At 68.1% G+C, this 22758-nt stretch carries 24 protein-coding genes, 1 tRNA gene and 1 pseudogene; 5 read left to right on the top strand and 21 right to left on the bottom strand.

Features of this window, described 5'->3' with window-relative positions; translation table 11 throughout:
• Positions 1 to 95: 95 nt before the first annotated feature.
• Complete coding sequence (locus TPAU_RS19370; protein WP_013128445.1) at positions 96 to 1316, top strand: DNA polymerase III subunit delta'; 1221 nt, start codon at positions 96 to 98, stop codon at positions 1314 to 1316.
• On the opposite strand, the gene TPAU_RS19365 is transcribed toward TPAU_RS19370, so the two are convergent.
• From TPAU_RS19365 to TPAU_RS19310, 12 genes are all read right to left on the bottom strand, one after another.
• Complete coding sequence (locus TPAU_RS19365) at positions 1313 to 2989, bottom strand: serine/threonine-protein kinase (protein ID WP_245537812.1); 1677 nt, start codon at positions 2987 to 2989, stop codon at positions 1313 to 1315. The two genes, TPAU_RS19370 and TPAU_RS19365, sit on opposite strands and share 4 nt — an antisense overlap.
• A gap of 66 nt (positions 2990 to 3055) precedes the next feature.
• On the bottom strand, positions 3056 to 3451 hold the full coding sequence (locus tag TPAU_RS19360) for a PPOX class F420-dependent oxidoreductase (RefSeq protein ID WP_013128443.1): 396 nt from the start codon (positions 3449 to 3451) through the stop codon (positions 3056 to 3058).
• Between the two features lie 3 nt (positions 3452 to 3454).
• Positions 3455 to 3997 carry a dihydrofolate reductase family protein gene (locus TPAU_RS19355; RefSeq protein WP_013128442.1) on the bottom strand — a complete coding sequence of 181 codons (543 nt, stop codon included), beginning with the start codon at positions 3995 to 3997 and terminating at the stop codon, positions 3455 to 3457.
• A 109-nt stretch (positions 3998 to 4106) separates the two neighbouring features.
• Positions 4107 to 5606, bottom strand: a complete 1500-nt coding sequence (locus TPAU_RS19350; protein ID WP_013128441.1) for a flavin-containing monooxygenase — start codon at positions 5604 to 5606, stop codon at positions 4107 to 4109.
• A 208-nt stretch (positions 5607 to 5814) separates the two neighbouring features.
• Positions 5815 to 7032: a PucR family transcriptional regulator gene (locus tag TPAU_RS19345; RefSeq protein ID WP_013128440.1), complete on the bottom strand. Its 1218-nt coding sequence runs from the start codon at positions 7030 to 7032 to the stop codon at positions 5815 to 5817.
• Between the two features lie 133 nt (positions 7033 to 7165).
• Entirely contained in the window at positions 7166 to 7951 is a 786-nt protein-coding gene (locus tag TPAU_RS19340; protein WP_013128439.1) for a S1 family peptidase, read from the bottom strand.
• 206 nt (positions 7952 to 8157) lie between these two features.
• Positions 8158 to 8952 (bottom strand): phosphotransferase, encoded by a 795-nt coding sequence (locus tag TPAU_RS19335; protein WP_013128438.1) that lies wholly within the window; start codon positions 8950 to 8952, stop codon positions 8158 to 8160.
• An 82-nt stretch (positions 8953 to 9034) separates the two neighbouring features.
• A tRNA-Thr gene (locus TPAU_RS19330) sits at positions 9035 to 9110 on the bottom strand.
• 89 nt (positions 9111 to 9199) lie between these two features.
• Complete coding sequence (locus tag TPAU_RS19325; RefSeq protein WP_013128437.1) at positions 9200 to 9700, bottom strand: DinB family protein; 501 nt, start codon at positions 9698 to 9700, stop codon at positions 9200 to 9202.
• 109 nt (positions 9701 to 9809) lie between these two features.
• Positions 9810 to 10799, bottom strand: a complete 990-nt coding sequence (locus TPAU_RS19320; RefSeq protein WP_013128436.1) for an ABC transporter substrate-binding protein — start codon at positions 10797 to 10799, stop codon at positions 9810 to 9812.
• Between the two features lie 83 nt (positions 10800 to 10882).
• Positions 10883 to 11110, bottom strand: coding sequence for a type II toxin-antitoxin system antitoxin (locus TPAU_RS19315; protein ID WP_013128435.1), 228 nt, complete (start codon positions 11108 to 11110; stop codon positions 10883 to 10885).
• A complete protein-coding gene (locus TPAU_RS19310) occupies positions 11110 to 12030 on the bottom strand; it encodes an SPFH domain-containing protein (protein ID WP_013128434.1) in 921 nt (306 codons plus the stop codon). The genes TPAU_RS19315 and TPAU_RS19310 overlap by 1 nt, the downstream gene beginning before the upstream one ends.
• Before the next feature lie 276 nt (positions 12031 to 12306).
• Here TPAU_RS19310 and TPAU_RS19305 point away from each other — a divergent pair, with 276 nt between their 5' ends.
• Positions 12307 to 12780 (top strand): SgcJ/EcaC family oxidoreductase, encoded by a 474-nt coding sequence (locus tag TPAU_RS19305; protein ID WP_013128432.1) that lies wholly within the window; start codon positions 12307 to 12309, stop codon positions 12778 to 12780.
• 136 nt (positions 12781 to 12916) lie between these two features.
• Positions 12917 to 13606: a hypothetical protein gene (locus tag TPAU_RS19300; protein ID WP_013128431.1), complete on the top strand. Its 690-nt coding sequence runs from the start codon at positions 12917 to 12919 to the stop codon at positions 13604 to 13606.
• A 12-nt stretch (positions 13607 to 13618) separates the two neighbouring features.
• On the opposite strand, the gene TPAU_RS19295 is transcribed toward TPAU_RS19300, so the two are convergent.
• The 6 genes and pseudogenes from TPAU_RS19295 to TPAU_RS23790 all read right to left on the bottom strand — a co-directional run.
• Entirely contained in the window at positions 13619 to 14245 is a 627-nt protein-coding gene (locus tag TPAU_RS19295) for a PaaI family thioesterase (RefSeq protein ID WP_013128430.1), read from the bottom strand.
• 3 nt (positions 14246 to 14248) lie between these two features.
• Positions 14249 to 15421, bottom strand: coding sequence for a lipid-transfer protein (locus TPAU_RS19290; RefSeq protein WP_013128429.1), 1173 nt, complete (start codon positions 15419 to 15421; stop codon positions 14249 to 14251).
• Complete coding sequence (locus tag TPAU_RS19285) at positions 15418 to 15834, bottom strand: MaoC family dehydratase (protein ID WP_013128428.1); 417 nt, start codon at positions 15832 to 15834, stop codon at positions 15418 to 15420. The genes TPAU_RS19290 and TPAU_RS19285 overlap by 4 nt, the downstream gene beginning before the upstream one ends.
• Positions 15831 to 16799 carry a bifunctional MaoC family dehydratase N-terminal/OB-fold nucleic acid binding domain-containing protein gene (locus TPAU_RS19280; protein WP_013128427.1) on the bottom strand — a complete coding sequence of 323 codons (969 nt, stop codon included), beginning with the start codon at positions 16797 to 16799 and terminating at the stop codon, positions 15831 to 15833. Before TPAU_RS19280 ends, TPAU_RS19285 begins: the two co-directional genes overlap by 4 nt.
• A complete protein-coding gene (locus tag TPAU_RS23795) occupies positions 16796 to 17992 on the bottom strand; it encodes an acyl-CoA dehydrogenase family protein (protein ID WP_342612283.1) in 1197 nt (398 codons plus the stop codon). The genes TPAU_RS19280 and TPAU_RS23795 overlap by 4 nt, the downstream gene beginning before the upstream one ends.
• Positions 17993 to 18010: 18 nt before the next feature.
• Positions 18011 to 18997: pseudogene (locus tag TPAU_RS23790) on the bottom strand (acyl-CoA dehydrogenase family protein); the annotation flags it as partial.
• A 154-nt stretch (positions 18998 to 19151) separates the two neighbouring features.
• Here TPAU_RS23790 and TPAU_RS19270 point away from each other — a divergent pair.
• Positions 19152 to 20018 (top strand): TIGR03619 family F420-dependent LLM class oxidoreductase, encoded by an 867-nt coding sequence (locus TPAU_RS19270; RefSeq protein WP_013128425.1) that lies wholly within the window; start codon positions 19152 to 19154, stop codon positions 20016 to 20018.
• Positions 20019 to 20028: 10 nt separating this feature from the next.
• Positions 20029 to 20439: a nuclear transport factor 2 family protein gene (locus TPAU_RS19265; protein WP_013128424.1), complete on the top strand. Its 411-nt coding sequence runs from the start codon at positions 20029 to 20031 to the stop codon at positions 20437 to 20439.
• A gap of 7 nt (positions 20440 to 20446) precedes the next feature.
• Here TPAU_RS19265 and TPAU_RS19260 read toward each other — a convergent pair whose 3' ends face one another.
• Genes TPAU_RS19260 through TPAU_RS19250 form a run of 3 tightly spaced genes read right to left on the bottom strand, consistent with a single transcriptional unit; the run spans position 20447 to position 22758 of the window.
• Complete coding sequence (locus TPAU_RS19260) at positions 20447 to 21304, bottom strand: MaoC/PaaZ C-terminal domain-containing protein (RefSeq protein WP_013128423.1); 858 nt, start codon at positions 21302 to 21304, stop codon at positions 20447 to 20449.
• A 7-nt stretch (positions 21305 to 21311) separates the two neighbouring features.
• Entirely contained in the window at positions 21312 to 22394 is a 1083-nt protein-coding gene (locus tag TPAU_RS19255) for a ferredoxin--NADP reductase (RefSeq protein ID WP_013128422.1), read from the bottom strand.
• 13 nt (positions 22395 to 22407) lie between these two features.
• Entirely contained in the window at positions 22408 to 22758 is a 351-nt protein-coding gene (locus tag TPAU_RS19250) for a hypothetical protein (RefSeq protein ID WP_013128421.1), read from the bottom strand.

The following is a 22758-nucleotide window of genomic DNA, read 5'->3' as shown; positions in this document are numbered from 1 at the left end:
AGCGACTGAACCTGCTAGCTGGGGTGACCACGCGTCCAACTTAGCTTGCGCTCGGGCGGTCCGACGAGGGCCGGGACGAGGGCTAGGCTGGTGGGGTGAGTGGGGTGTTCAGTCGGCTGGTCGGGCAGGACGCGGTGGTAGCGGAGCTGCGTGCCGCCGCGGAGGCCGCCCGTGACGTGGTCGCGAGCGGGGGCACCGTGGCCGATCTGGCCGGATCCGCGATGACCCACGCCTGGCTGTTCACCGGTCCGCCCGGCTCCGGCAGGTCGGTGGCGGCCCGCGCACTGGCTGCCGCGCTGCAATGCGAAGACCCGGCCGAGCCGGGCTGCGGTCACTGTCGCGCGTGCACCACGGTGCTCGCCGGAACCCACGCTGACGTGCGCGCAATCGCCCCCGACGGGCTGTCGATCGCGGTCAAGCAGATGCGTGAAGTGGTGGCCGACGCGTCCCGCCGCCCGTCGGTCGGACATTGGCAGATCGTGCTCATCGAGGATGCCGACCGGCTCACCGAACAGGCCGGTAACGCATTGCTGAAGATGGTCGAGGAGCCGCCTGCGCAGACCATCGTCCTGTTGTGCGCGCCCACCGTCGACCCGGAGGACATCTCCGTCACGCTGAAGTCCCGCTGCCGGCATGTGCCGCTCGTCACGCCGTCGGCCCCGGCGATCGCCGCCGTGCTCGAACGGGACGGTATCGATGCCGAGCGGGCCGCGTGGGCGGCCGGGGTGTGCGGAGGCCATGTCGGGCGGGCGAAGCGGCTCGCGACCGATCCCGAGTCGCAGAAGCAGCGTCGGCAGGCCCTCAGCGTGGCGCGGGCCGCCACCTCGGAGGGTGTGTACGGCGTTGTCGAGCAGTTGCTGCGCGACGCGGAATCGGCCGCCAAGGAGATCAACGCCGATCTCAACGAGCGCGAGACCGAAGAACTGAAGACCGCGCTGGGCGCCGGCGGTACCGGCCGCGGAACGGCAGGTGTCATGCGTGGTTCCGCCGGTCAGCTCAAAGACCTGGAGAAGCGGCAGAAGGCTCGCAGTACCCGGTCGGTGCGCGACGCCCTCGACCGCGCGCTGATCGACCTGGCCGCTCTGTTCCGGGACGCGCTGGTGCAGGGATCGGGCGCGCAGGTCACGCTGATGCATCCCGACGAGGCCGAACAGACCAGTCGGCTCGCCGGCTACGCGCGGCCCGAGGGCCTGCTGCGCTGCGTGGAATCGGTGCTCGACTGTCGCGAGGCGATCGACCTCAACGTCAAGCCCGTGGTGGCACTCGATGCGATGGCGGCCGGCGTCTCGTCGGCGCTGCGCGACTACCGCCGTTAGTTCCCGCGCACTTGCACCTGTTCGATGGTGGTCTGCCATTTGCCGCCGGCGACCTGCGCTAGCCCGGTGATCCAGACCAACACGTAGCGCGTCTTGTCCGAACCACCGGCGGCGAAGGCGGTGTCACCGCTGTTGAGGGTGCCTTCCCACACCGTCGAGGTCTGATCGAGCGAACTCACTGAAGACGACTGCGCCGTACGCACCTGCACCGTCGAGCCCGCGCTGGGTGAGGTGATCGTGCCGGAGGTGATCGAAGCCTCGCGATCGAGGGTGATCAGCAATCCGACGCCCGATTTGAGCCCGCCGAACTGCGGTCCGCTGAAGTACTGGTCCGTCTTCCACGCCGGTGTTGCCCCGGTGAGGACGTTCCTGATGTTGGGTGACGAATCGTTCGTGCCCTGGAAATTCACCAACTGAACCGAGGTGGCGGTCAGTGGCGACCCGCTGGACGTCCCGCCGCCGCTCGTCTCCTTGAACAGGAAGAACCCGCCCACGACCAGCGCGACGATCACGACCAGTGCGCCCACGACGATCGGGAGGCTGCGTTTGCGCGGCTTGGTGTCGCCGCGATACTCGGCGGGCGGATACCGGTCGGGAGACTGCTCGGCCGGATACGGCTGCGCCGCGGTGGCCGGAGGCATCGCCTCGGCGCGCGTGGGCGCGGGCTGCGGCGCGGTGTGCCGCGGTGCATAACCACCGGTGGGCGGCCCGTACGAGCCGGTGGGCTGGCCGCCGGTGCGCGGGGCCGGGTACGCGCCGGTCGACGGTGACGGGTGCTCTGCGGTCCCGCCCTGCGCGGGCATCGCCGGGATCTCGCCGCGCAACCCGGCCACGAACTCGGCGCAGGTGGAGTACCGATCGTCGGGGCGCTTGGCGAGCGCCTTCCGGAACACCAGGTCCAGATGCGCCGGGAGTCGCGGGTTTCGGGAGGTGATCTTCGGAACCGGCTGGTTCAGGTGGGCGGAGATCACGGCGGCGGTGGAATCGCCGGGGAACGGTGGGGAGCCGGTGAGGAGCTCGAACACCGTGCAGGCGAGCGAGTACAGGTCGGCGCGATTGTCGAGGTTCCGGTTGTCGAAGGCCTCGGGCGACATGTAGGCCATGGTCCCCACGGTGACGCCGGTCGACGTGACGCCGAGCGCCTCACCGGCGGCCTTGGCGATACCGAAGTCCGCCAGCTTGACCTGCGGCTGGCCGTCCGCGTCGAAGGCCACCAGGATGTTGGCGGGTTTCACGTCGCGGTGGGTGATGTTGGCGTGCCGGTACGCGTAGTCGAGGCCGGCGCCGGCACCGTCGGCGATCTCGATGGCCAGTGGTAACGGCATGGGGCCGCGTTCGGCCAGCAGTTGCGCGGTGTCCGGACCCGCCACGTACTCCATCGCGATCCACAACCGGCCATCGTGCTCACCGCGGTCGTAGAGGTGGATGATGTTGCGGTGGTTGAGCTGGGCCAGCAGGTAGGCCTCCCGCTCGAACCGAGCCTTGTACTGCGGATTGCTGCTCACCGACGAATGCAGCAGTTTCAGCGCATCCTGACGAGGCAGCCGGGGGTGCTCCACCAGGAACACCTCGCCCATGCCGCCGCCGCCCAGGCGACGTACCACGCGGTACCCCGCGATGTACTGCTCGTTCATCCGCTCCCTCTGCGCCACTGCCAGACTGTCTTCACGCATCCGTTCCACGGTAGCGGGAGACCCTGAGCTTGCCATGTTCGCGCAGGTTGCAGGGGTGATGCCGGTTCACTGAGCCCGGTGGATCGCGATGATCACCGGTGGCCCGCCGTATCTGCGGCGCCTCCCCGCGGCGGCGGCACGGAAGATCAGGAATTGCAGCCGGTACTTGCTCCACAGGGCGCGACGGCCGCGGCGCGCCTCAGCACCGTCGACGATCCGGGCCGTCGCCGGTGTCCACGCGCTCAGGGCAGCGCCGGAGAAATCGGCGTCCGCCACGTCGACGCGCGGTTCGGACCGGATGCGCCGCGCCTTCCCCGATCGCGACGGTGTGCACACGTACCAATCCCCGTCGACCTGCGCGGCCCACACCGGCGTCAGTACGGCCGAGCCGTCGGCGCGGGTGGTGCGCAGCGCCAGGAACCAGCCCGGGCCCCGTCGTTCCTCGAAGGAGAGCAGGCCCACGAGCTACGCGGCGGGCCCGTACGCGAGGTGCAGTACGCCGTTGTCGTAGGCCTGCGACTCCTGGAGGGCCAGCGTCAGCTGGTCATCGGCGAACAGGCGCTCGCCCGTGCCGAGCACCACGGGGTAGACGAACAGGTGCAGCGAATCGAGGAGACCCTCGCGGAGCAGGGCCCGCACCAGCCGGCCGCTGCCGCTGATGTAGATGTCGCCCGCGCTCGACGCCTTCAGCTCGGCGATCTTCGCCGGGTCGTACGCGCCCAGAGGCACCGTGTTGTTCCACTGCTCGACGAGCGGGTTCGCCCCCACCACGTGCTTGGTGGTCTCGTTGAAGAACGGGGCACCCGGATCGTCCTCCGGCGTGCGGTCGCGCCAAGCCGGCGCGAACATCTCGTACGTGTTGCGGCCCAACAGGATATCGCTCGCCGCCCCGGTGATCGCGCCCAACGTCTCGCCCATCGCCGGATCGAATCCGAACGGGACGGTGAAACTGGGGTCATCGAAATAGCCGTCGAGCGTGACGAATTCGTGTGCGTGGATGCTGCCCATGGTGCCCTCTCCGGAAATGGCCGACGCGCCCTCTCGGCGTCCGAAGCGAAACTACCGTGCGGGGGTGCACGGTGCTGCGGAACGCCGGAGAGCGCGTCGGCGGAGCGGATCAGACGGTGGCGGGCGACGTCCGCTTGCTCGATGACAGGCGCAGTCCCGAGCTTTCATCCAGGGACAGTTCGCTGCCCAGCCGCTTCGCGTCCTCGAAGTAGCTCATCGACATGCGCCAGTCATCGGCCTCGCCCTGTCGCGGGAGCTCCTTGAGCGCGCGTTGCACGTAACCGGCCTCGAAGTCGAGAGCGGGCCGGGTGGGCATATCCGGGTCCGCGACGGCGACGGCGATGTCCTGCCCCTGCTGGTCCATGGTGTTGATCAGCTTGGTGATGTACTTCCACAACATGCCGATCTTGAGTGTCCACGAGGAGTTCGTGTAGCCGATCGCGAGGGCGGCGTTCGGTACCCCGGACATCATGGCGCCGCGATGGATCACGGCGTTCGGGACGTCGACCTCGCGGCCGTCGACCGAGAGCGTCACGCCGCCCAGCAGTTTCAGCTTGAGACCGGTGGCGGTCACGATGATGTCGGCGTCCAGGTGCTCGCCGCTGGCCAGCTCGATGCCGGTCTCGTCGAACGTCACGATCTTGTCGGTCGCCACGTCCGCCTTCCCCGAGCGGATGGCCTTGAACAGGTCGCCGTCGGGCACGGCGCACAGGCGCTGATCCCACGGGTTGTACGGCGGGTTGAAGTGCACGTCCACCGGGAAGTCCTTGGGCAGGCGCTTGGCGTTCTCGTGCCGGATGATCTTGCGGGCGGCCTTCGGGAAGCGCTGCGCGAAGACGTAGACGCCGCGCTGCTGCCAGATGAACCGCTTGCGGGACAGGTCGTGGCCGATCTTGTGGCCGAACACCTTGTGCAGCGTATTGGTGACCGGGTCCTGCTTGGGCACCGGCATGATGTACGTGGGCGTGCGCTGCAGCATCGTGACGTGCCCGGCGGTCTGCTCGCCCACCAGGAGCGACGGGACCAGGGTCACGGCGGTCGCGCCGGAGCCGATCACCACCACCTTCTTGCCGGCGTAGTCGAGGTCCTCGGGCCAGAACTGCGGGTGCACGATCTGGCCGCTGAACTTCTCGCGGCCCGCGAACTCGGGCGTGAAGCCTTCGTCGTAGTCGTAGTAGCCGGTGCCGGCCAGGATCCAGTTCGCGGTCATCGTGGTGGGCTCGCCGCCCTTGTCGATCTGCAGGGTCCAGCGGGCGTCGTCACTCGACCAGTCGGCGGAGATCACCTTGTGGTTGTAGCGAATCTTGTCGCCGAGGCTGTTCTCGTCGATCGTCTCCTGCAGGTAGTCGATGATCTTGTGGGCGTCGGCGATGGAGTCCTTGCTCTCCCACGGCTTGAACTCGTAGCCGAAGGTGTGCAGATCGGAGTCCGAGCGGATGCCGGGGTACTTGAACAGGTCCCAGGTGCCGCCGAAGGTGTCGCGCCCCTCGAGGATCGCGAAGCTCTTGGTGGGCAGCTCGGTACGGATGTAGTGCCCGGCGCCGATGCCGGAGATGCCTGCGCCGATGACCAGGATGTCGAAGTGCTCGGCGGGGGTGGTGCTCGTCATAGCTGTTTCTCCTGCTGATGGGGCTCAGTGATAGAACCGATGCCCTACTCTCTCGCGGCAGAGGTGGCGCGAGCCACAGCAGAATGCACCCGGTTGCCCTACGGCGTTGTGCAGATCGTCACGCGGCCCGTCGCGAAAATGCACTCCACAGGGCCGCCGCGGACACTATGTCCACGCCCCGTCGCTGCAGAGCAGTTTCGCGGACCGTTCAGGGTGCCAGCCAGCGCAGCACGTCGAGGGCCACGGCTACGCCCGTGGGATTCTCGGCCAACGGGCGGGGCAACAGCTCGTCCGCCCTGGTCAGTCGACGGATCACGGTGTTGCGATGGGTGTAGAGGCGCTCCGCGGTGCGGGAGGTGTTGAACTGTTCGCTCACATAGGTGGCGACGGTGTCGCGGGTGTCCTGATCGGCGGTGAGCAGCTCGCCCAGGGTGTCCCGGACGAACTCGTCGGCCTTACCGGTATCGGCCGTGATCAGGGAGATCAATGCGATGTCGTCGTAGCGGGCCACTCGGCGGGGTGATCCGAGCCGAGTGAGCAGGCGCTGCGCCGAACCGGCATCGAGGTGACTGCGGCGGAACCCGTCGAGGTCATCGCCCGGACGGCCCAGTGCCACCCGGACCTCGGGGTGGTCGGCCAGTTCACGCGCCAGATCGGAACTGTTCGGAACGACGGTGCCCGGTAGCCACACCCACAGGGCCGACGCGCTGGCGACCACGGTGAGCGGTCGTGGTGTCCCGGCGTGCCGGGCGAGGGCCTGGGCGGCGGCATCGAGGTCCGATGTGTCGCCCGAGGTCCACACCACGGCTGCGGTGTGCGGTCCGGTGAGCCGGTAGCCGAGCTGCTGTTCGGCGCGGACCCGGGAGATGGGGGCGCCCTCCAGGACCAGGGAGATGGTGGCCAGACGGTCCGCGTTCGTCCCGGTGGTCAACTGCTCGTGTTCGGCGGCCATGCGGATCGCGATCGCGGTGATGGTGTCGTCGATGTAGGTCGACATCGAGTGCCAGGTGATGCTGAGCAGTTCTCGCAACTCGTCGGGGTCGGCGGTCAGGGTGAAGCACAGTTCCATCCACCGGCGCCACGCGGCGTTGAGTCCGGTGCGATAGGAATCGATGCCGTGCAGATCGAGGCCGCGACGTACCAGGTCGCGTGCCACGGCGAGCGCCTCGTCGTCGGTGTTGGGCGGCACGCGGGCGCCCGGATGGCGCAGGTTGTGGGTGGCCCACAGCAGCATGGCGGCCATATTGGACTGGCGGACCAGCTCGGCCAGCGTCGGATCGGCGGCGATGCCCTGCATGATGGCGCCGGCCAGCGTCGCATCGTGGAGTTCGGCGACCCATTCCTTCGGCGGGTTGCTGGCGATCTCCGCACCGCGGCGGATCAGGTCCTTGACCTGTTCCGACGGCTCGGGCCAGGAGTTCGGCATCGACGGTCCTTCCGATCTGTCCCGTCGATTCTGTCGCAGGTTCACCCGGCGGGGGAGACCGGCCCGGCGACGCCTACGCGGAAGGCGCCGTGCCGGTGCGTAACGATCTGCGGTCCGAGGCGGCGACAGTCGCTCAGACGCGTGCGGGGCCGACGGTGGCCAGTCGCAGCCCGCCCGCCTTGGCGAGCGCGTCCTTGACCGTCCAGTAGACGGTGCGTGCGAGTGGATCGTTGTCGCCGGGGCCGGTCGAGATGATGCCGAGGGCGGCACCGTCGGACAGGCGGATCAGCGGCCCGCCGCTGTCGCCCTGGCGAGAGCGGATATCGGTGAGAATCTGCTGGGCGTCGGCTTCGAGCACCACACCGCAGCTCCACCCGGTGGTGACGCCCTGCTGGCACACCCGGTCGCCTTGCCGTGCGATGCCGACACTCTTGGGTTGGACGAAACCTCTTCCGGCCGTGGTCTTCACGGTGGGGCGGAACTCAAGGATCGCCCAATCGGGAGCGCCCGGATCCTCGGGACCGGCGTTCCCGGTCTCCGGGTTGATGCGGGTCGGCGGGTTCGACGACTTCGCGACGCGGCCGATCTCGCGGATGGTGTCCGGTCGGCCCGGCGCGGGCACGCCGATCGCCTGTCCGGTTTTGCCGCAGTGGCCTGCCGTGAGGCCGACGCGGGAGCCGTCGGGGCGGATGGCGATGAAGCCGAGCGTGCACTGCGAGGCCATCACCGTGCCATCCCGGTTCTGCTTCTCCGCGATGTCGATCGCAGCACCGGGGGCCACTGTGACCGACGGCGTCGGCGTCGGCGTCGGCGCCGGCGCGGGGGCGGCGTGCGCTGCGGGAGCGCCGAGGGCGGTGCCGAGAATTGCCAGGGCGCTCGCGGCGACTGTGCCGCCTCGACGTGCCGAACGTGCTCGCATGACTGTCCCTACCTTCGCTTGCGACCCCGTACAAGCACGGGAATTCCGTGACAGAGTTTAAGGGAGTGGACTCGTGGTGCGAAAGATATGGCGCAGCAAATAATTGTGTCGAGTTGATGAAGCCGTCAGTCGCGTCTGCACTGCGATCGAAGACCGCAGCGTGCCCGTCGTCGTCTGTGCCGAGGTTTCGGCATCGTCCATGGTGGTCAGGTGGTTCTTCCCGTCGAATTGCGGGCCGTCGAATGGCCGTACGCGATCGCCTCCGCCCAGACTGCGGCGTGCTGCTCGACGTAGTCGGCGGCGGCGGACCAGTATTCGCCGTGACCTGATGCGAACATGCCGGCCCACGGTTCTCGACGCGTATGCGATGCGTCGCGCAGGGTGTCGAACATCGCGCGGGTCCGGTGTGCGATGACGTCCGGTAGTTCTCGGCTCATCGCGGCGTCGGGCTGGTAGCCGAGCAGCAGTGACCGCAGTCGCTGGGCGGCTGCGACCGGCGGCGAGGACGGGTCCATTCGAGCGAAAGATTGAGCGGCATAGGCGAGATCCCAGGTCCGGGTGCTCGGTCCGGCTCCGTCCCAATCGATGAAGCTCAGAACATTCCCATTGATCACCAAGTTCCACGGAGCTATGTCGTTGTGGCACAACAGGGTCGACGGTGCCGGGGAGGGAATGAGCACATCCCAGTGGTCGTTATTGAAGGGGATCGATTCGCTGGCATCGTGGATGCGGCGAATCGCTCGTCCGACATCGATCAGTCGGTGATCGGACAACGTCCGGTGATGGTGCGCGAGCCGACCCGGTACGTAGGCGATCCTCTGCCGGCCCGCACTGTCGCGTCCGAGGTGTCGCGGTACCGTCACACCGTTCGTGGACAGCGCACGGAGGTACCGAACCACTGATGGCGTGCTGTCCGTCCACGGTTTGCGCACCGTGTCGCCGCGCCGGATGACGTGAGCTGCGCTGTTCCCGCCGACCAAGGGCTCGTCGTGCCCGTCCATGTACTCAGGGTAGGGCGATGGCGAGCGCTGTGACCGCGGGCGCACGCCGAGCCGGATCAGGGAGATGCTCGACTGAACTACGTGGAGCCGCCTGGGGGAATCGAACCCCCGACCTTTTCATTACGAGTGAAGCGCTCTACCGACTGAGCTAAGGCGGCGTGGCCCCGCCGAGGCAGGACCGAGGACCAAGTGTACTGTTCGCCCGCGCGGCGGCCAAATGCGCCGCCCACCCCCGCTGACGCCCAGGTCAGGCGCGGCGCTTCGCCAAAACCTGCTCGCGCAGGATGTCGGCGTGGCCGAGGTGCTGCGCGTACTCCCGCAGCAGGTGCAAGTACACCCAGTGCAGGGGCAACGGCCCGAGGCGGTGGCCGGGGAAGGTGTGATCGAGCGCGAGCCCCGCGACGGCGGCGCGGGATGCGGCGCACGCAGCGGCATGGTCGGCGAGGACCGACTCGACGGTGTCCGCCTCTTCGAGGATGAAGGACTCGTCCGGGGTCTCCGGGATGCCGATCTCCGCCCGTGTGCGGCCGGACAGTGCCGAGTCGAACCACACCTTCTCGACGAAGACCGCGTGCTTGACGAGACCCAGCAATGTGGTGCGCGAGGGCACCAGCGCAACCCGCGCTTCTGCCTCGGACAAGCCGTCGAGCGTCGAGGCGAGCCGCGCCCGATGCTCATCGACGAATACGTCGAACTGCGCGCGCAGCGCTGCGTCGATCGCCGCGCGTTCGATAGTGGGCTGAGTCATGGGACGCGCACCGCTGGGCGAATGGTCACGCCGGCCTCGACGAGGATCTGCACCGTCATTCCTCGATGCTACGGCCGGGCGCGGCACGCCCGCCGGGCCTGCATCCGAATCAGCCGCCGATCCAGGCGGGAATCACCGGTCCGGGCACGTCGAAGGCTTTCGCGATGTCGGAGAGGATGCGGTACGCGCCCTGCACGCTCACCGCACTCATCCACTCGGAGTCCTTGACCTCCACGCTCTTCGGCGCGAGTGGTGTCCACAGGGGGTTCTGGGTGAAGGAGGACTGCGAGTCGAGTCCCTTGTCGCCGTTGATGCTCAGGAAGATCTTGCTGCCATCGGCCAGGGGAATCTGTTCGGGGCTGATCTCCACGGTGAAGGAGTCCACGTTCTGCGCGGCGGGGCGGGCGAGGCCGGCGTCCTGGAGCACGATGCCGGAGAACGACTTGTTTGCGTACAGTCGCGTGGGGCCGTCCACGAATCGGACCACGGAGATCGTGGTGTTCGCACCGGCTTTGGCCTTCACTGCGTCGCCGACCGTGCGCGCCTGCGTCTCGTACTCGCCGATCCGCTGATCGGCCAACGATTCCTTGCCCAGTGCTTTGGCGAGCATCCGGATGTTGGCCTTCCATGTGGGCCCGGTGGTCTCGCTGAAGACGGTCGGAGCCACCTGGCTCAACTGCGGGTAGATCTTCTCGTGCCGCACCTTCGCGCTCACGATGAGATCGGGCTTGGTGGCCACCACCTGCTCGACCGACGGCGAGGCGAGCTTGCCCACGCTGACCGCGTCGGAGCCGTAATTCTCTCGCGATTTCCCCAGGTAGTCGGGGAGTGTGCCCCCGAGGGTGTTGTACTCGGTGAACGCGACCACCGCGGTGTCCAGCATGAGAGTCGCGTCCACGAACGAGGCGTCGAGTGCGGCGATCCGTCGTGGCTGTGCGGGAATCCCGGTGGTGCCCATCGCGTGGTCGACGGTGCGCGGGAATCCGCCCGGCGCGGACGAACTGCTGGAGCCGGTCGTCGTCGACGGGCCGCTTCCGCAGGCGGTCACGAGGCCGACGGTGACGGCGGCGATCGCGATGCGCGCCATGGGGATCTTCATGTGGGGGAGGTTCCTTCCTTCGCGGACAGCGAGAAGGAAGGCTACCCTAGCCTTACATGCCTGCCAAGGATGGTGCGCGCGGCTCAGTTGTTCTGCGATGGCCGTCCCGGCCCCCGCATCGGGCGGGCCTTCGCCGGCATCCGTCCCGCATCGTCGAGGGCGCGGCGCAGCAGGAACTCGATCTGCGCGTTGACGCTGCGCAGGTCGTCGGCCGCCCACTTCGCGAGCGCCTGATAGACGGCCGGGTCGATCCGGAGCGGCACCGCTTTGCGGCCCCGCTCCGGACGTTCGGGTGCGTGCTCGGAATCCACTAGCTGTACAGGCTGCCCGTGTTCACGACCGGTGTGGTGCGGCTGTCCGAGCACAGCACCACCAGGAGGTTCGAGACCATCGCGGCACGCCGCTCGTCATCCAGCTCGACGATGCCGTTGTCCTCGAGCCGGGTGAGTGCGTTCTCCACGAGGCCGACGGCACCCTCGACGATCTTCTCGCGGGCTGCGAGCAGGGCTGAGGCCTGCTGGCGTTGCAGCATCGCCTGCGCGATCTCCGGTGCGTACGCGAGTGAGGAGATGCGTGCCTCCAGGATTTCCAGACCCGCCAGTTCCACTCGCGCTGCGACCTGTTCGGCGAGTTCACCGGCCACCTGATCGGTCGACCCGCGCAAGCTGGTGGCGCCGGCCACGGCATCGTCGGCGTCGTAGGGGTGGCTCGTGGTCACGTGCCGCAGCGCCGATTCGGCCTGCGAGATGATGAACTCCTCGTAGTCCTCGACGGCGAAGGTGGCGCGAGCGGTGTCGGCCACCTGCCACACGATGATCGCGGCGATATTGACCGGATTGCCGGTGGAGTCGTTCACTTTGAGTTCGGCGGTCTCGAAGTTGTGCACGCGCACCGACACCTGGCGCCGCGAGGTCAGTGGTAACACGAGGCCGAGGCCCGCGGGCCGCACCGTGCCCACGTACTTGCCGAAGAGTTGTACCACCAGCGTGTGACCGGGCGAGACCATCATGATCATGCTGGCCAGCAGCGCCGCCGCGATCACCAGGATCACGGTACCCACCACGTAGCCGGGGCTCGACTGGTTGATCGCGAGGAGGACGAGTCCCGCGGCACCGGCGAGGAGCGCGATGATCGCGAGAAAAGCCGCGACCGCAGCCCCGGCGCCGGCGTGCCATGCCGGTCGTTCGGAGATGGCCACCTGGGTGTCCTCGGGTTGAACTATGTCGGTCATCACCCCTCCTAATTCTGATATCACTTATTTAAAGTGATATCAGTTTCTCGCAGGCGGCGTCAAGGAGTCGTCAGGAACCCGTCAAGCACCCTGTTCTGCGGTCCTGGGTGGTCCTAGCGTCATCTCTCATGACGTTCCTGCTGATCCTCGTGGCTGTGCTGCTGATGTTGCGGCTGGTCAACGAGCTGTACTACCGCCGCACCGACCGGCGAGTGATCCAACCACGCTGAATCGAAGCCTTGACCTCAACCGGGGTTCATACGCGAGCCTTGAGGCATGGCTGACAACGCATTCGACCGTGAATTCCCGGAGATCCTCGGCGACGGCGCACCCGCCGATCGTGCCGCGATCATCGAGTTCGTGGCCGAGGTGCTCGAGGCGCAGCGCATCGGCAGTGTTCCGCGCGTGCGCACGCTGTTCCGCGACGATGCGGTTTGGACCACCGCGCACGGCCGTCGTCTGCATGGTCGAGCCGCCATCGACGGCTTCCTCGCACGCACCGTGCGCGGCTCGATGCAGCGGGGCGGTGCGCAGTATCGGGTCGAGCGCATCCTGTTCGTCCGTCCCGATGTGGCTGCGGTCAGCGTGCGGGTGCGAGCCCTCGGGTCCGACGGTGCGCCGCTGCCCGGCGCACCCGATTCCGCACCCCTCTACGTGCTGTCCAAGGACGACGGTGCCTGGCGCATCGTCGCCGCCCAGTCCACGGCCGTCTTCGACGATCCCGCTGCGCGGCAGTCGCGCGCCGGGTAGGTTCGCATCCGGTCTTTCTGCGGAAACCCCACCCGCGGCGCAACTGGAACGTGTTACAGTTTCGCCCACGCAACCGCATCCGTGATGGCTCTGATCTGGGCTGATGTCGGGGATCATGCGGGGAAGGGGACTCGAAATGGCCGCCACATCGGAGACCGGCGAGGCAACGGAAGCCGGCGAGATCGCCGGAGCTGACCGATCCGACGCGGAGACGAAGCCTGTTTCCACCGCGGTGAAGCCGGCGACGAAAAAGCCCGCTCCGGCGGCATCCGAGACGCCGAAGGGCGTCACCGTCTCTCCGCTCGCACTGGGGCTCGCCGCGCTCGTCATCGTGCTCGCCGTCGCCGCCACGGCCTTCGGTTTCCTCTGGATGTCCGCGGTATCGGACCGGAACGACGCGCAATCCCAGCTCTCCTCGATGCAGGCGACTGCGGATCAGAACAAGCGCGCGGAAGACATCGCCACCAAGTACGCGATCGGCGCCGCCACCGTCGATTACCAGAACCTCCAGCCGTGGCGAACCGCCTTGGGCGCCAACACCACCCCGGGGCTCGCGACTACTCTGCAGCAGGCATCCACGGAGCTGGAGCAGGTCTTCGTGCCGATGCAGTGGCAATCCACCGCCACCCCGCTCGGTTCGGTGGTGAAGTCCAACCAGGATGGCGTGATCCAAGCCAATGTCTTCGTCAACGTGATCACCAAGAGCACGCAGCGGCCGCAGGGTATTCCGTCGGTCGCGACTTACGCAGTCACCATCGACACCAAACAGAACTGGATGATCACCGACGTCAGCGGCATCGATTCCGCGCTCGGCGGCGGCAAGTAGCCACCGAACCGGTCAGGGCTGACCGGGGAGCAACTGCACCATCAGGCCCTCGCCGTCGGCGAGCAGGGTGCCGTCCTCCTCGGTGAGCCGGGCGGTGATGAAGGTCTTGCGACCGTCCACGCGATCCACCGTGCCCTCGATCACCAGTGGCACGTTGAGCGGCGTCACCTTGCGATAGTTCACGTGCAAGTACGCGGTGCGGCTGATCGGGCGTTTGGCGGCGTAGACCACCATCCCGAAATTGTCGTCGAAGATCAGGGGGAGCACCCCGCCGTGCGCCACCCCGCCGCCGCCCAGGTGGTAGCGCCGCAGCACGCCGCGCGAGACCACGGGCTCCTGATCGAACTTCTCCACCTTCCACGGCGGCATCAACAGGCTGCCGCGGCCGGGCAGTTCCAGGGAGCGGTTCGCCGGCCCCTTACCCTCGCGCGCCTCGAACGGGCTGAGCAACTCCACCAGCTCGGCGGTCTTCTCCCGCGCCGCCGCGTACACGTCGTCGGGGGCGTCGACGCTCACGGCCAGGTCCTGCAGCCGCCGCATGTTCTCCACGAACTCCCCGAAGGCCGCCGGCGGCGTGGCCGGCTTGACCCGTGGAATCTCGCTCCGCAGGTCCACTCTTTCCGATTCGGCCTCAGTCATGGATCAGACCTTACTCAGCACCAATCCGCTGGTCGGAACTCCGGTGCCCGCGGTCACCACGGCTCGCGACGCGCCCGGCACCTGGTTCGCCGCGGTGCCGCGCAATTGGCGCACCGCTTCGGCGATGCCGTTCATGCCGTGGATGTAGGCCTCGCCCAGCTGCCCGCCGTGCGGGTTGAGCGGTAGTCGCCCTTCCAGCTCGCAAGCACCGGAGGCGAGGAACGACGCTGCCTCGCCACGCCCGCAGAAGCCGAGCTCTTCGAGCTGCATCAACACGTACGGAGTGAAGTGGTCGTAGAGCACCGCGAGGTCCATGTCCGTCGGTGTCATTCCCGACTGCGACCAGAGCTGTCCACCGACGACCCCCATCTCCGGCAGCCCGGTGAGGGCGTCGCGGTAGTAGCTGGTCATCACGTACTGATCGGGGCCGCTGCCCTGCGCCGCCGCAGCGATCACAGCGGGCGTCTGCTTCAGGTCACGGGCGCGTTCGGCGCTGGTGATCACCAGCGCCACACCGCCGTCCGACTCCTGGCAGCAGTCCAGCAGGTGCAGGGGCTCGGCGACGTACTTGGACGCCTGATGATCGTCCAAGGTGATCGGTTTGCCGTGGAACCACGCCTTCGGGTTGGTGGCCGCCCGCGCGCGGTCGAGCACGGCGACGCGGCCGAAATCCTCACTGGTGGCACCGTAGTCATGCATGTATCGCCGGGCTGCCATGGCCACGGTGGCTGCGGGCGTCGCGATCCCGGCGGGGTAGTGGAAGGCGTTGTCGATGCCATTGGTGTTCACCTGCTGCGCCGCGGCATTCGAGACCTGCCCGAACCGGTGCCCGGACCGCTCGTTGAAGGCGCGGTAGGCCACCACCACATCGGCCACGCCGGTGGCCACGGCCATGGCCGCCTGCTGCACCGTGGCCGCCGCGGCACCGCCGCCGAAGTTGATGCGGCTGAAGAACTTCAGCTCGGGAATCCGCAGCTCGCGGGCCACGGCGATCTCCGAGTTGGTGTCCATGGTGAAGGTCACCAGGCCGTCGACGTCCTGTGGCGTGAGCCCGGCGTCGTCCAGCGCCGCACGGACGCACTCGACGGCGAGGCGCAGTTCGCTGCGGCCGGAGTCCTTGGAGAACTCGGTGGCGCCGATACCGGCGATCGCGGCCTTACCGCTCAGCGCGCTCATCCCGGCAGCACCACGGTGGCCGTGCCGGTGATGTGGTCGCCCAGACTGTCTTTCGCGGTCACGGCTACGATCACTCGATCGCCGTCGATCTCGGTGACGGTGCCGGAGAAGGTGAGCGTGTCGTAGGCGTAGCAGGGCACGCCGAGCCGGATGTCGATAGCGCACACGAACGCCTCCGGGCCCGCCCAATCGGTCATGTACCGCTGGACCAGCCCGTTGTCGGTGAGGATGTTCACGAAGATGTCCTTGCTGCCGCGCGCGTGCGCGGCGTCCCGGTCGTGATGCACGTCCTGGAAGTCGCGGGTCGCGATGGCCGTGCTCGTCACGAACGTGGGGGAGGCGTCGATCGTCAACGGGGGGAGCGCGGTTCCCACCGTCACCTCGCACAGGCGCAGGGTCTGCGGATAGCTCATGCCACCTCCCAGGCGGGCAGGGTCAGATCGTCGTCGACTTTGAGGAAGACAGCCTTCACGGGCAGGCCGATGCGGACGGCGGCGGGGTCCACGTCGATCAGCTCGCCGAGCACGCGCACGCCCTCGTCGAGTTCCACGAGCGCCACCACGAAGGGCAGGCGCTTGCCGGGCACCTTCGGGTGGTGATGCACCACGAAGCTGAACACGGTGCCGGTACCGGGGGAGACCGCATAGTCCGGGGTCGCGGCGAGATCGCCGCCCGGGTCCATGGGGCCCGGCGGGTGGCGCAGCGTCGTGCCCCAGCGTTGGATCCTGAGTTCGCCGAGCTTCGCACCCTCCCAGTAGAAGGCGGTATCGCGGGAGATCACCGGGCGCAGTACACCGCCGGCGTAGCCGGAAGCGTCGACGATCCGGCCGCTGGGACCCGATGCGGGAATCTCGGGCGGCTCGGCGGAGGGGGGCCGGAACTTGAGCAGCCGGAACACCATCTCGGCCACCACCTCATCGCCCACGCGCCACAGCGTGCGGGTGGTGAAGAACCAGCCTTCGCCGAGCGCGGTCTGCTTGGGGCCCACCACGTCCTCGAGCCGCGACGATGCGGTCACCTCCTCCCCCAGCCGCAGGTGCCGGTGGTAGGTCTGGTTCGAGTTGGTGGCCACCACGGAGGTGTATCCCGCGTCGTCCAGCGCGGCGGTCATGAGGCCGAGAGGATCGTCGTCCGCGCGGGTGCCGTGCAGGCCGTTCATCGACCACACCTGTGCCATCGCAGGCGGGGCCACGGAGCCGCCGAACCGCGAGCGCATGGCGAACTCCGGGTCCGAATACAGCGGATTGGTATCGCCGATGGCCTCGGTCCAGTTATTGATCATCGGTTGGTTCACGGGATCGCGGCCGGGGCGCGGCGCCGATTCGCCGAGCGCCCGGATCCTTTCTGCGGCAGCAAGAACCTGCTCCGTGGTGCTCATCGCGGCACCCGCGGAAGTTGCAGTCCCATGAGGGCGATGAGCTCGCGCTGGATCTCGTTGACGCCACCGCCGAAGGTGAGCACCAGATTCCGTTTCGCCTGCACGTCGAGCCAGTGCAGCAACTCGCCGGTGGCCGCCTCCCCGGGATCGCCGTGCGTGCCGACCACATCCTCGAGTAGTGCGGTGAGGGCCTGAATGCGGTCGGAGCCGAATACCTTGGTGGCGGAGGCGTCCGCCACATCCACGGGGCCACCGGCCTCGGCGGCGGCCACCTGCCAGTTCAGCAGCTCGTTGACGAGCTCGGCGGCACGCACCTGCGCGAGCGCGGCGGCCACATCGGGGTCGGTGTCGACGCCGTGTTCGGTGGCCCAGTCGGCCACGCGGTCGTACAACGACCCGATCCGGCCCGATGGTCCGAGCATCACCCGCTCGTGATTGAGCTGGGTGGTGATCAGCTTCCAGCCCTCGTTCTCGACCCCCACCAGCATTTCGGCGGGGACGCGGACGTCGTTGTAGTAGGTGGCGTTCACGTGATGCGCGCCATCGGCGGTGATGATCGGGGTCCAGGTGTACCCCGGATCGGAGGTGTCCAGGATGAGGATCGAGATGCCCTTGTGCTTGGGTGCATCCGGGTCCGTGCGCACAGCGAGCCACACGTAGTCGGCGTCGTGGCCGCCGGTGGTGAAGATCTTCTGGCCGTTCACCACGTAGTGGTCGCCGTCGCGGACCGCCGTCGTGCGCAGCGACGCGAGATCGGTGCCCGCCTCCGGCTCGGTGTAGCCGATCGCGAAATGTACTTCGCCCGAGAGGATTTTGGGGAGGAACTTCGCCTTCTGTTCTTCGGTGCCGAAGGCTTGCAGGGTGGGGCCCACGGTCTGCAGTGTGACCGAGGGCAGCTGGACGTCGGCGCGGGTGGCCTCGTTGACGAAGAGATACTGCTCGATCGGGCCGAAACCGCGCCCGCCGTACTCGGTGGGCCAGCCCACACCCAGCCGCCCATCGAGGCCCATGCGGCGCACCACGTTCCGGAACACCTCGCCGTGCCGCTGCACCAGCATCGCGGTGCGCTCGTCCGAACTCATCAGGGTGGAGAAGTAGTCGCGCAGCTCGGCCTGCAGGGCTCGCTGCTCGTGCGTGAGCGCGATGAAGCGGCCCTCTCCGGCGGTGCCGACGGCATCGTCGTGGTCGGCGATCGTGAGATCGCGCAAGGTGGCGGTGGCACCCCCCACGAACCGCACCAGATCCTTGAGCGCCGAGGAGAATCGGTGCAGCGGGTAGGTGGCGTCCACGCCGATGCCGCCGTGCAGGTGATGGCACGTCCGTGCCGCCGACGGTGCCTCCGCTGCGAGCCAGTACGCGGCCAGGGCCGTGGCCTCGTCGGCGGCCGAACCGGTGCCCACGCGCCACGCGGCGCTGGTCGCGGCCAGGTGCAGTGTGCGGGAAGCGATGTACACATCGGCGATCTGCTGTGCGACGGCCTGGAACGCGGCCAGCGGGCGCCCGAACTGCTCTCGCTTGCGCAGGTGGTCGACGGTGAGCGCGAGCGCGCCGGCCAGCGCACCGTCGGCGAGCGCTGCGGCACCCACCAGGCCGTACTCGCGCACCGATCGGGCGACGGTGCCGTCGACACCGGACCCGAGCACCGCGTCCGGCGGGAGCTCGACGGCATCGAGAACCACGGTGGCCTCCGGCGCCGCGGATGACGACGGGCTGGGCAGCACGGTGAGACCGGGAGCCCCGGAGTCCACGACGAAGATCGCGGCGCCGGCATCGGTACTCGCGCTCACCAGCAGGTGTGCGGCGTGCTGCGCGTACCCCACCGCCACCTTGCGTCCGGTGAGCGACCAGCCGTCGGCGGTGCGCTCGGCCCGGGTGCGGGGGTGGCGGGGCAGGGCGGCCCCCGCCTCGTTGAGGGCGCCCACGATGAGCTGTTCGCCGCTCAGGGCCGCGGGCAGCAGTCGCTGCTGTTGCTCCGTGGTGCCGTGCGCGGCGACCGGTGCGATGCCGAGCGCTAGGGCCGGGAGCAGTGGTGCTGTGCAGTGCAGTCGGCCCGCCTCGGTGAGCACTGCCGTCATCTCTTCGGCGCCGAGACCGGCGCCTCCGACGGATTCGGGTGCGTGCAGGCCCAGCAGGTCGGCGCGCGCGAGGTCGGTCCAGGTGGCGCGCCAGTCGCCCTGCTCCGTGGAACGCGTGAGCACGTCCGCCGCCAGGCCGGCGACGGCCGCCTGGTTCTCGTCCGGGTGGAAGTCCACGCACACTCCTGGTTCATACGGCTGAAAATCAGTGAAACGTGTTCTATTTTTAGCAAGGTGGGCGTAGCGCCCGCAAGCGAATCGAGAGACGGGACCGACGATGCGATTCACCTACGCGGAGGCGATGACCGATCCGGCCTTCTACGTGCCGTTGGCGCAGGCCGCGGAGGAAGCGGGCTATCACAGCATGTGCGTGGCCGACAGCGTGGCCTACCCCGAGGTCTCGGACTCGAAGTATCCGTACACGCCGGACGGCAGCCGGGAGTTCCTCGACGGCAAGGAGTTCGTCGAGACCTTCGTACTCGCGGCCACGCTCGCCGCGTCGACCACCACCCTTCGATTCACGCCGTTCGTGCTCAAACTGCCTATCCGTCCACCGGTGCTGGTCGCGAAACAGGCGGCCTCGCTCGCCGCTATCAGTGGCAACAGGTTTTCGCTCGGGGTGGGGATCAGTCCGTGGCCCGAGGATTTCGAGATCATGGGGGTCCCGTTCGAGCGCCGCGGTAAGCGGATGGATGAGTGCATCGAGATCGTGCGCGGCCTCTCGACCGGGGAGTACTTCGAGTACCACGGGGAGTTCTATGACATCCCGTCGATCAAGATCTCGCCGGTTCCGTCGGAGCCGCTGCCGATCCTGGTGGGCGGGCATGCCGACGCGGCCCTGCGACGGGCGGTGCGGCTGTGCGACGGCTGGATGCACGCGGGTGGCGACGGGGAGGAGCTCGACCGCATGCTGGCCCGGATCGACGAGTTGCGCGCCGAACATGACAAGAGGGAGTTCGAGATCCATGTGATCTCGCTGGATGCCTACTCCGTCGACGGCGTCAAACGGCTGGAGGACAAAGGCGTGACCGACGTGATCGTCGGCTTCCGCTTGCCCTATCAGCTGGGCCCCGATACGGAGCCGTTGCAGCCGAAGATCGACAACCTGCGCCGCTACGCCGATTCCGTGATCAGCAAGTTCTAGGAGACCTTCGATGAACGAAGACCATCCCGCCGTCCGCGCCGGCCGCGCCTCCCAGGCCGCGGCCAGTGGTCACGACAAGGAGGCCTGGCTCGACCTGTTCGCCGAGGACGGTGTAGTCGAGGATCCCGTCGGCCCCTCCGGCTTCGATCCGGAGGGCAAGGGGCACCACGGGCGCGAGGAGATAGCGGCGTTCTACGACAAGACGATCGGCGTCGCCGAAAGTTTGGAGTTCCGGTTCGGCGACGGGTTCGCGTGCGGCAACGAGGTCGCCTTCACCGGCCTCATCCGCACGTCGATCGGTGGGCACATCATCGATGCCGAAGGGGTGTTCACGTACAAGGTCGATGATGCCGGGAAGATCGTGGCCCTCCGCGCGTTCTGGGAGGTAGACCGCGCGATGGCCACCGCCCGCCCGGCGTGAGCGGGCCCTAGCGGGCGGTGAAGACCGCGTCGGAGAGCACCGGTGCACCGCGTTCCACCGATTCCGCGGTCACCAGGTGTCGGTCGTCGGCGCGCCAGATCCGCACGCGTAGGGTCTCGCCCGGCAGCATGATGCCGGCGAACTTCGCCGACCACGATCCCACCTTCGCGGCGTCGCCGTCGAGCACGGCGTCGGTCACGGCCTTCGCGACGATCCCGTACGTGCACAGACCGTGCAGGATCGGGGCGTCGAAGCCGGCGGCCTTCGCGAATGCGGGATCGGAGTGCAGCGGATTCCGGTCGCCGCATAGCCGGTAGATCAGGGCCTGCTGGCCGATCGTGGGCACGTCCACGATCGCATCGGCGGCTCGATCGGGCAGCTCGATCTTCTCGGACGGCCCGCGATCGCCGCCGAATCCGCCCTCGCCGCGGGCGAATATCGATGATCGGGAGGTCCACAGCGGCTCGCCGGCCTCGTCGACCACCTCGGTCTCCTGCCAGATCACCGCGGCCTTGCCCTTGTCGTGCACATCGATGATCCGGGTGCGCGCCGTGGCACGCCCGCTGGTGGGCAGCGGTCGGTGCGCCGTGACGGACTGGCTGCCGTGCACCACCTTCGCGAGATCGATCTCGATACCGGGAAACGAGACCTTCGGTGGCTCGGTGGCGTGGAAGTTCTGTGCGACGGTCGCGAAACTGGGCAGCACCACGGTGTCCTTCTCGGTGGCGTACCGCAGTTCGCGGGCGGAGAGCGGGTCGGCACCCGCGCCGAGGGCAAGCTGGTAGAGCAGGACGTCGGAGGTGTTCCATGAGAACTCGGCGGTACCGAGGTCGGCGCCGATCGCGACGGACGGATCGATGGGCATGGGTCTCCTACTCGTACGTGATGTGGACGGACTGCGTGCGACGCAGGGATTGGCACGCCAGGATGAGACCGTCGTCGAGGTCGTCCTGATCGAGTACCTCGTTGTGCGCGAGCTCCACCTCGCCCTCGACGATCCGGCAGGCGCACGCGCTACACGCGCCTTCGCGGCACGAGTATGGAGCGTCGAGGCCGGCATTGAGCATCACGTCGAGCAGCTTCTTCTCTGCGGGCCAGGCCAATTCGGTGGTCTTCCCGTCTAGCTCGATGGTCACGGTGCCCCCGTCGTCGGCGGGCGAGGGTGTGTCCTCAGCGGGCAGATCCTCGGCCTCGGCGAGTGCGGCTCTCTCCTCGGCCTCCTCCTTCGACGGTTCGACCTCGAAGGGGTTGCGGGGCAGCGAGCGGAACTTCTCGATGTGCACCTCGCGGCGCCCCTTGCCGAGTGAGGTCATCGCCTCGGAGACCGCGTCCATGAAGGGCCCGGGGCCGCACACGAACACCTCGCGCGAGGCGTAGGGCGCGGCGAGCGCCGCCAGGTTCGCTGCGCTGGGCAGGCCCTGCACCGATTCGAGCCAGTGCACCACGACCAGCCGGTCGGGATACTTCCGGGTGAGTTCGGCCAGGGCGGAGGCGAAGATCACCGATTGCGCATCGCGGTTGGCGTAGATCATGGCCACCGAGCCGGTACCGGTCTCCAGGACGCTACACAGGATCGACAGGATCGGCGTGATACCGCTGCCGCCGGCGAAAAGCAGCATGGCGGTGTCGACGGACTTCGGCGTGAAGATTCCCGCCGGCACCAGCACGTCCAGCTCCATGCCGGGGGTCGCGTTATCGCACAACCAGTTCGACGCGTAACCGTCGGCGGTGCGCTTGACCGCTACCCGCAACGGGCCACCGTCGTGCGGTGCGCTGCACAGCGAATAGCACCGGGCTACCGACCCGGTCTGCTCGCTCGGTACTCGGACAGTGAGGAACTGGCCGGGCTTGTAGGTGAACCGGTCCGCCAGCTCGGCGGGCACCTCGAACTCGATCGAGTGCGCGTCGTGCGTCTCCGCGACCACCTTGGCGACGAGCAGTCGGTGGATGCTCACTTCTGCAACTCTCCTAATCGACTTCCGACGGGACAGAGTCGGCGGGAACGGATTCCGAGGATGGGAGCGGCGTCGGAATCGGGACCGCGCCCAGCTTCGCCGCGCGGGTGATCGATTCCATCAGGCGCGGACAGGTGGCATGCAGGGCGGATCCGGCACCGTCGGAGGCGAATACCGCGCAGTCCCGGGCGGAGCCGCACCACTGGATGGAGGTCTGTTCGCGACTGTTCTTGCGCACCTGCACTGCCACACCGCAGGTGCCGCAGTTCAGCGGGGTGAAGCCGTCGGTGAGGAAGCCCTGTCGATCGGCCACCGTGGCCGGATCCGTGACCGGTTCGCCGAACATCGTCACCGTGGGAGACAT

The sequence above is a fragment of the Tsukamurella paurometabola DSM 20162 genome, from assembly GCF_000092225.1.
Taxonomy (GTDB): Bacteria; Actinomycetota; Actinomycetes; order Mycobacteriales; family Mycobacteriaceae; genus Tsukamurella; species Tsukamurella paurometabola.
Note: the sequence above shows the minus strand (reverse complement) of the source record. Positions and strands in the feature narration are given on the sequence as shown.

What these genes read in the sequence shown, in the direction of transcription:
- TPAU_RS19365 (WP_245537812.1), bottom strand. Translation starts at nt 2,989, where the DNA reads ATGCGTGAAGACAGTCTGGCAGTGGCGCAGAGGGAGCGGATGAACGAG.
- TPAU_RS19355 (WP_013128442.1), bottom strand. Translation starts at nt 3,997, where the DNA reads ATGGGCAGCATCCACGCACACGAATTCGTCACGCTCGACGGCTATTTC.
- TPAU_RS19350 (WP_013128441.1), bottom strand. Translation starts at nt 5,606, where the DNA reads ATGACGAGCACCACCCCCGCCGAGCACTTCGACATCCTGGTCATCGGC.
- TPAU_RS19345 (WP_013128440.1), bottom strand. Translation starts at nt 7,032, where the DNA reads ATGCCGAACTCCTGGCCCGAGCCGTCGGAACAGGTCAAGGACCTGATC.
- TPAU_RS19340 (WP_013128439.1), bottom strand. Translation starts at nt 7,951, where the DNA reads ATGCGAGCACGTTCGGCACGTCGAGGCGGCACAGTCGCCGCGAGCGCC.
- TPAU_RS19335 (WP_013128438.1), bottom strand. Translation starts at nt 8,952, where the DNA reads ATGGACGGGCACGACGAGCCCTTGGTCGGCGGGAACAGCGCAGCTCAC.
- TPAU_RS19325 (WP_013128437.1), bottom strand. Translation starts at nt 9,700, where the DNA reads ATGACTCAGCCCACTATCGAACGCGCGGCGATCGACGCAGCGCTGCGC.
- TPAU_RS19320 (WP_013128436.1), bottom strand. Translation starts at nt 10,799, where the DNA reads ATGAAGATCCCCATGGCGCGCATCGCGATCGCCGCCGTCACCGTCGGC.
- TPAU_RS19310 (WP_013128434.1), bottom strand. Translation starts at nt 12,030, where the DNA reads ATGACCGACATAGTTCAACCCGAGGACACCCAGGTGGCCATCTCCGAA.
- TPAU_RS19305 (WP_013128432.1), top strand. Translation starts at nt 12,307, where the DNA reads ATGGCTGACAACGCATTCGACCGTGAATTCCCGGAGATCCTCGGCGAC.
- TPAU_RS19300 (WP_013128431.1), top strand. Translation starts at nt 12,917, where the DNA reads ATGGCCGCCACATCGGAGACCGGCGAGGCAACGGAAGCCGGCGAGATC.
- TPAU_RS19295 (WP_013128430.1), bottom strand. Translation starts at nt 14,245, where the DNA reads ATGACTGAGGCCGAATCGGAAAGAGTGGACCTGCGGAGCGAGATTCCA.
- TPAU_RS19290 (WP_013128429.1), bottom strand. Translation starts at nt 15,421, where the DNA reads ATGAGCGCGCTGAGCGGTAAGGCCGCGATCGCCGGTATCGGCGCCACC.
- TPAU_RS19285 (WP_013128428.1), bottom strand. Translation starts at nt 15,834, where the DNA reads ATGAGCTATCCGCAGACCCTGCGCCTGTGCGAGGTGACGGTGGGAACC.
- TPAU_RS19280 (WP_013128427.1), bottom strand. Translation starts at nt 16,799, where the DNA reads ATGAGCACCACGGAGCAGGTTCTTGCTGCCGCAGAAAGGATCCGGGCG.
- TPAU_RS19270 (WP_013128425.1), top strand. Translation starts at nt 19,152, where the DNA reads ATGCGATTCACCTACGCGGAGGCGATGACCGATCCGGCCTTCTACGTG.
- TPAU_RS19265 (WP_013128424.1), top strand. Translation starts at nt 20,029, where the DNA reads ATGAACGAAGACCATCCCGCCGTCCGCGCCGGCCGCGCCTCCCAGGCC.
- TPAU_RS19260 (WP_013128423.1), bottom strand. Translation starts at nt 21,304, where the DNA reads ATGCCCATCGATCCGTCCGTCGCGATCGGCGCCGACCTCGGTACCGCC.
- TPAU_RS19250 (WP_013128421.1), bottom strand. Translation starts at nt 22,758, where the DNA reads ATGTCTCCCACGGTGACGATGTTCGGCGAACCGGTCACGGATCCGGCC.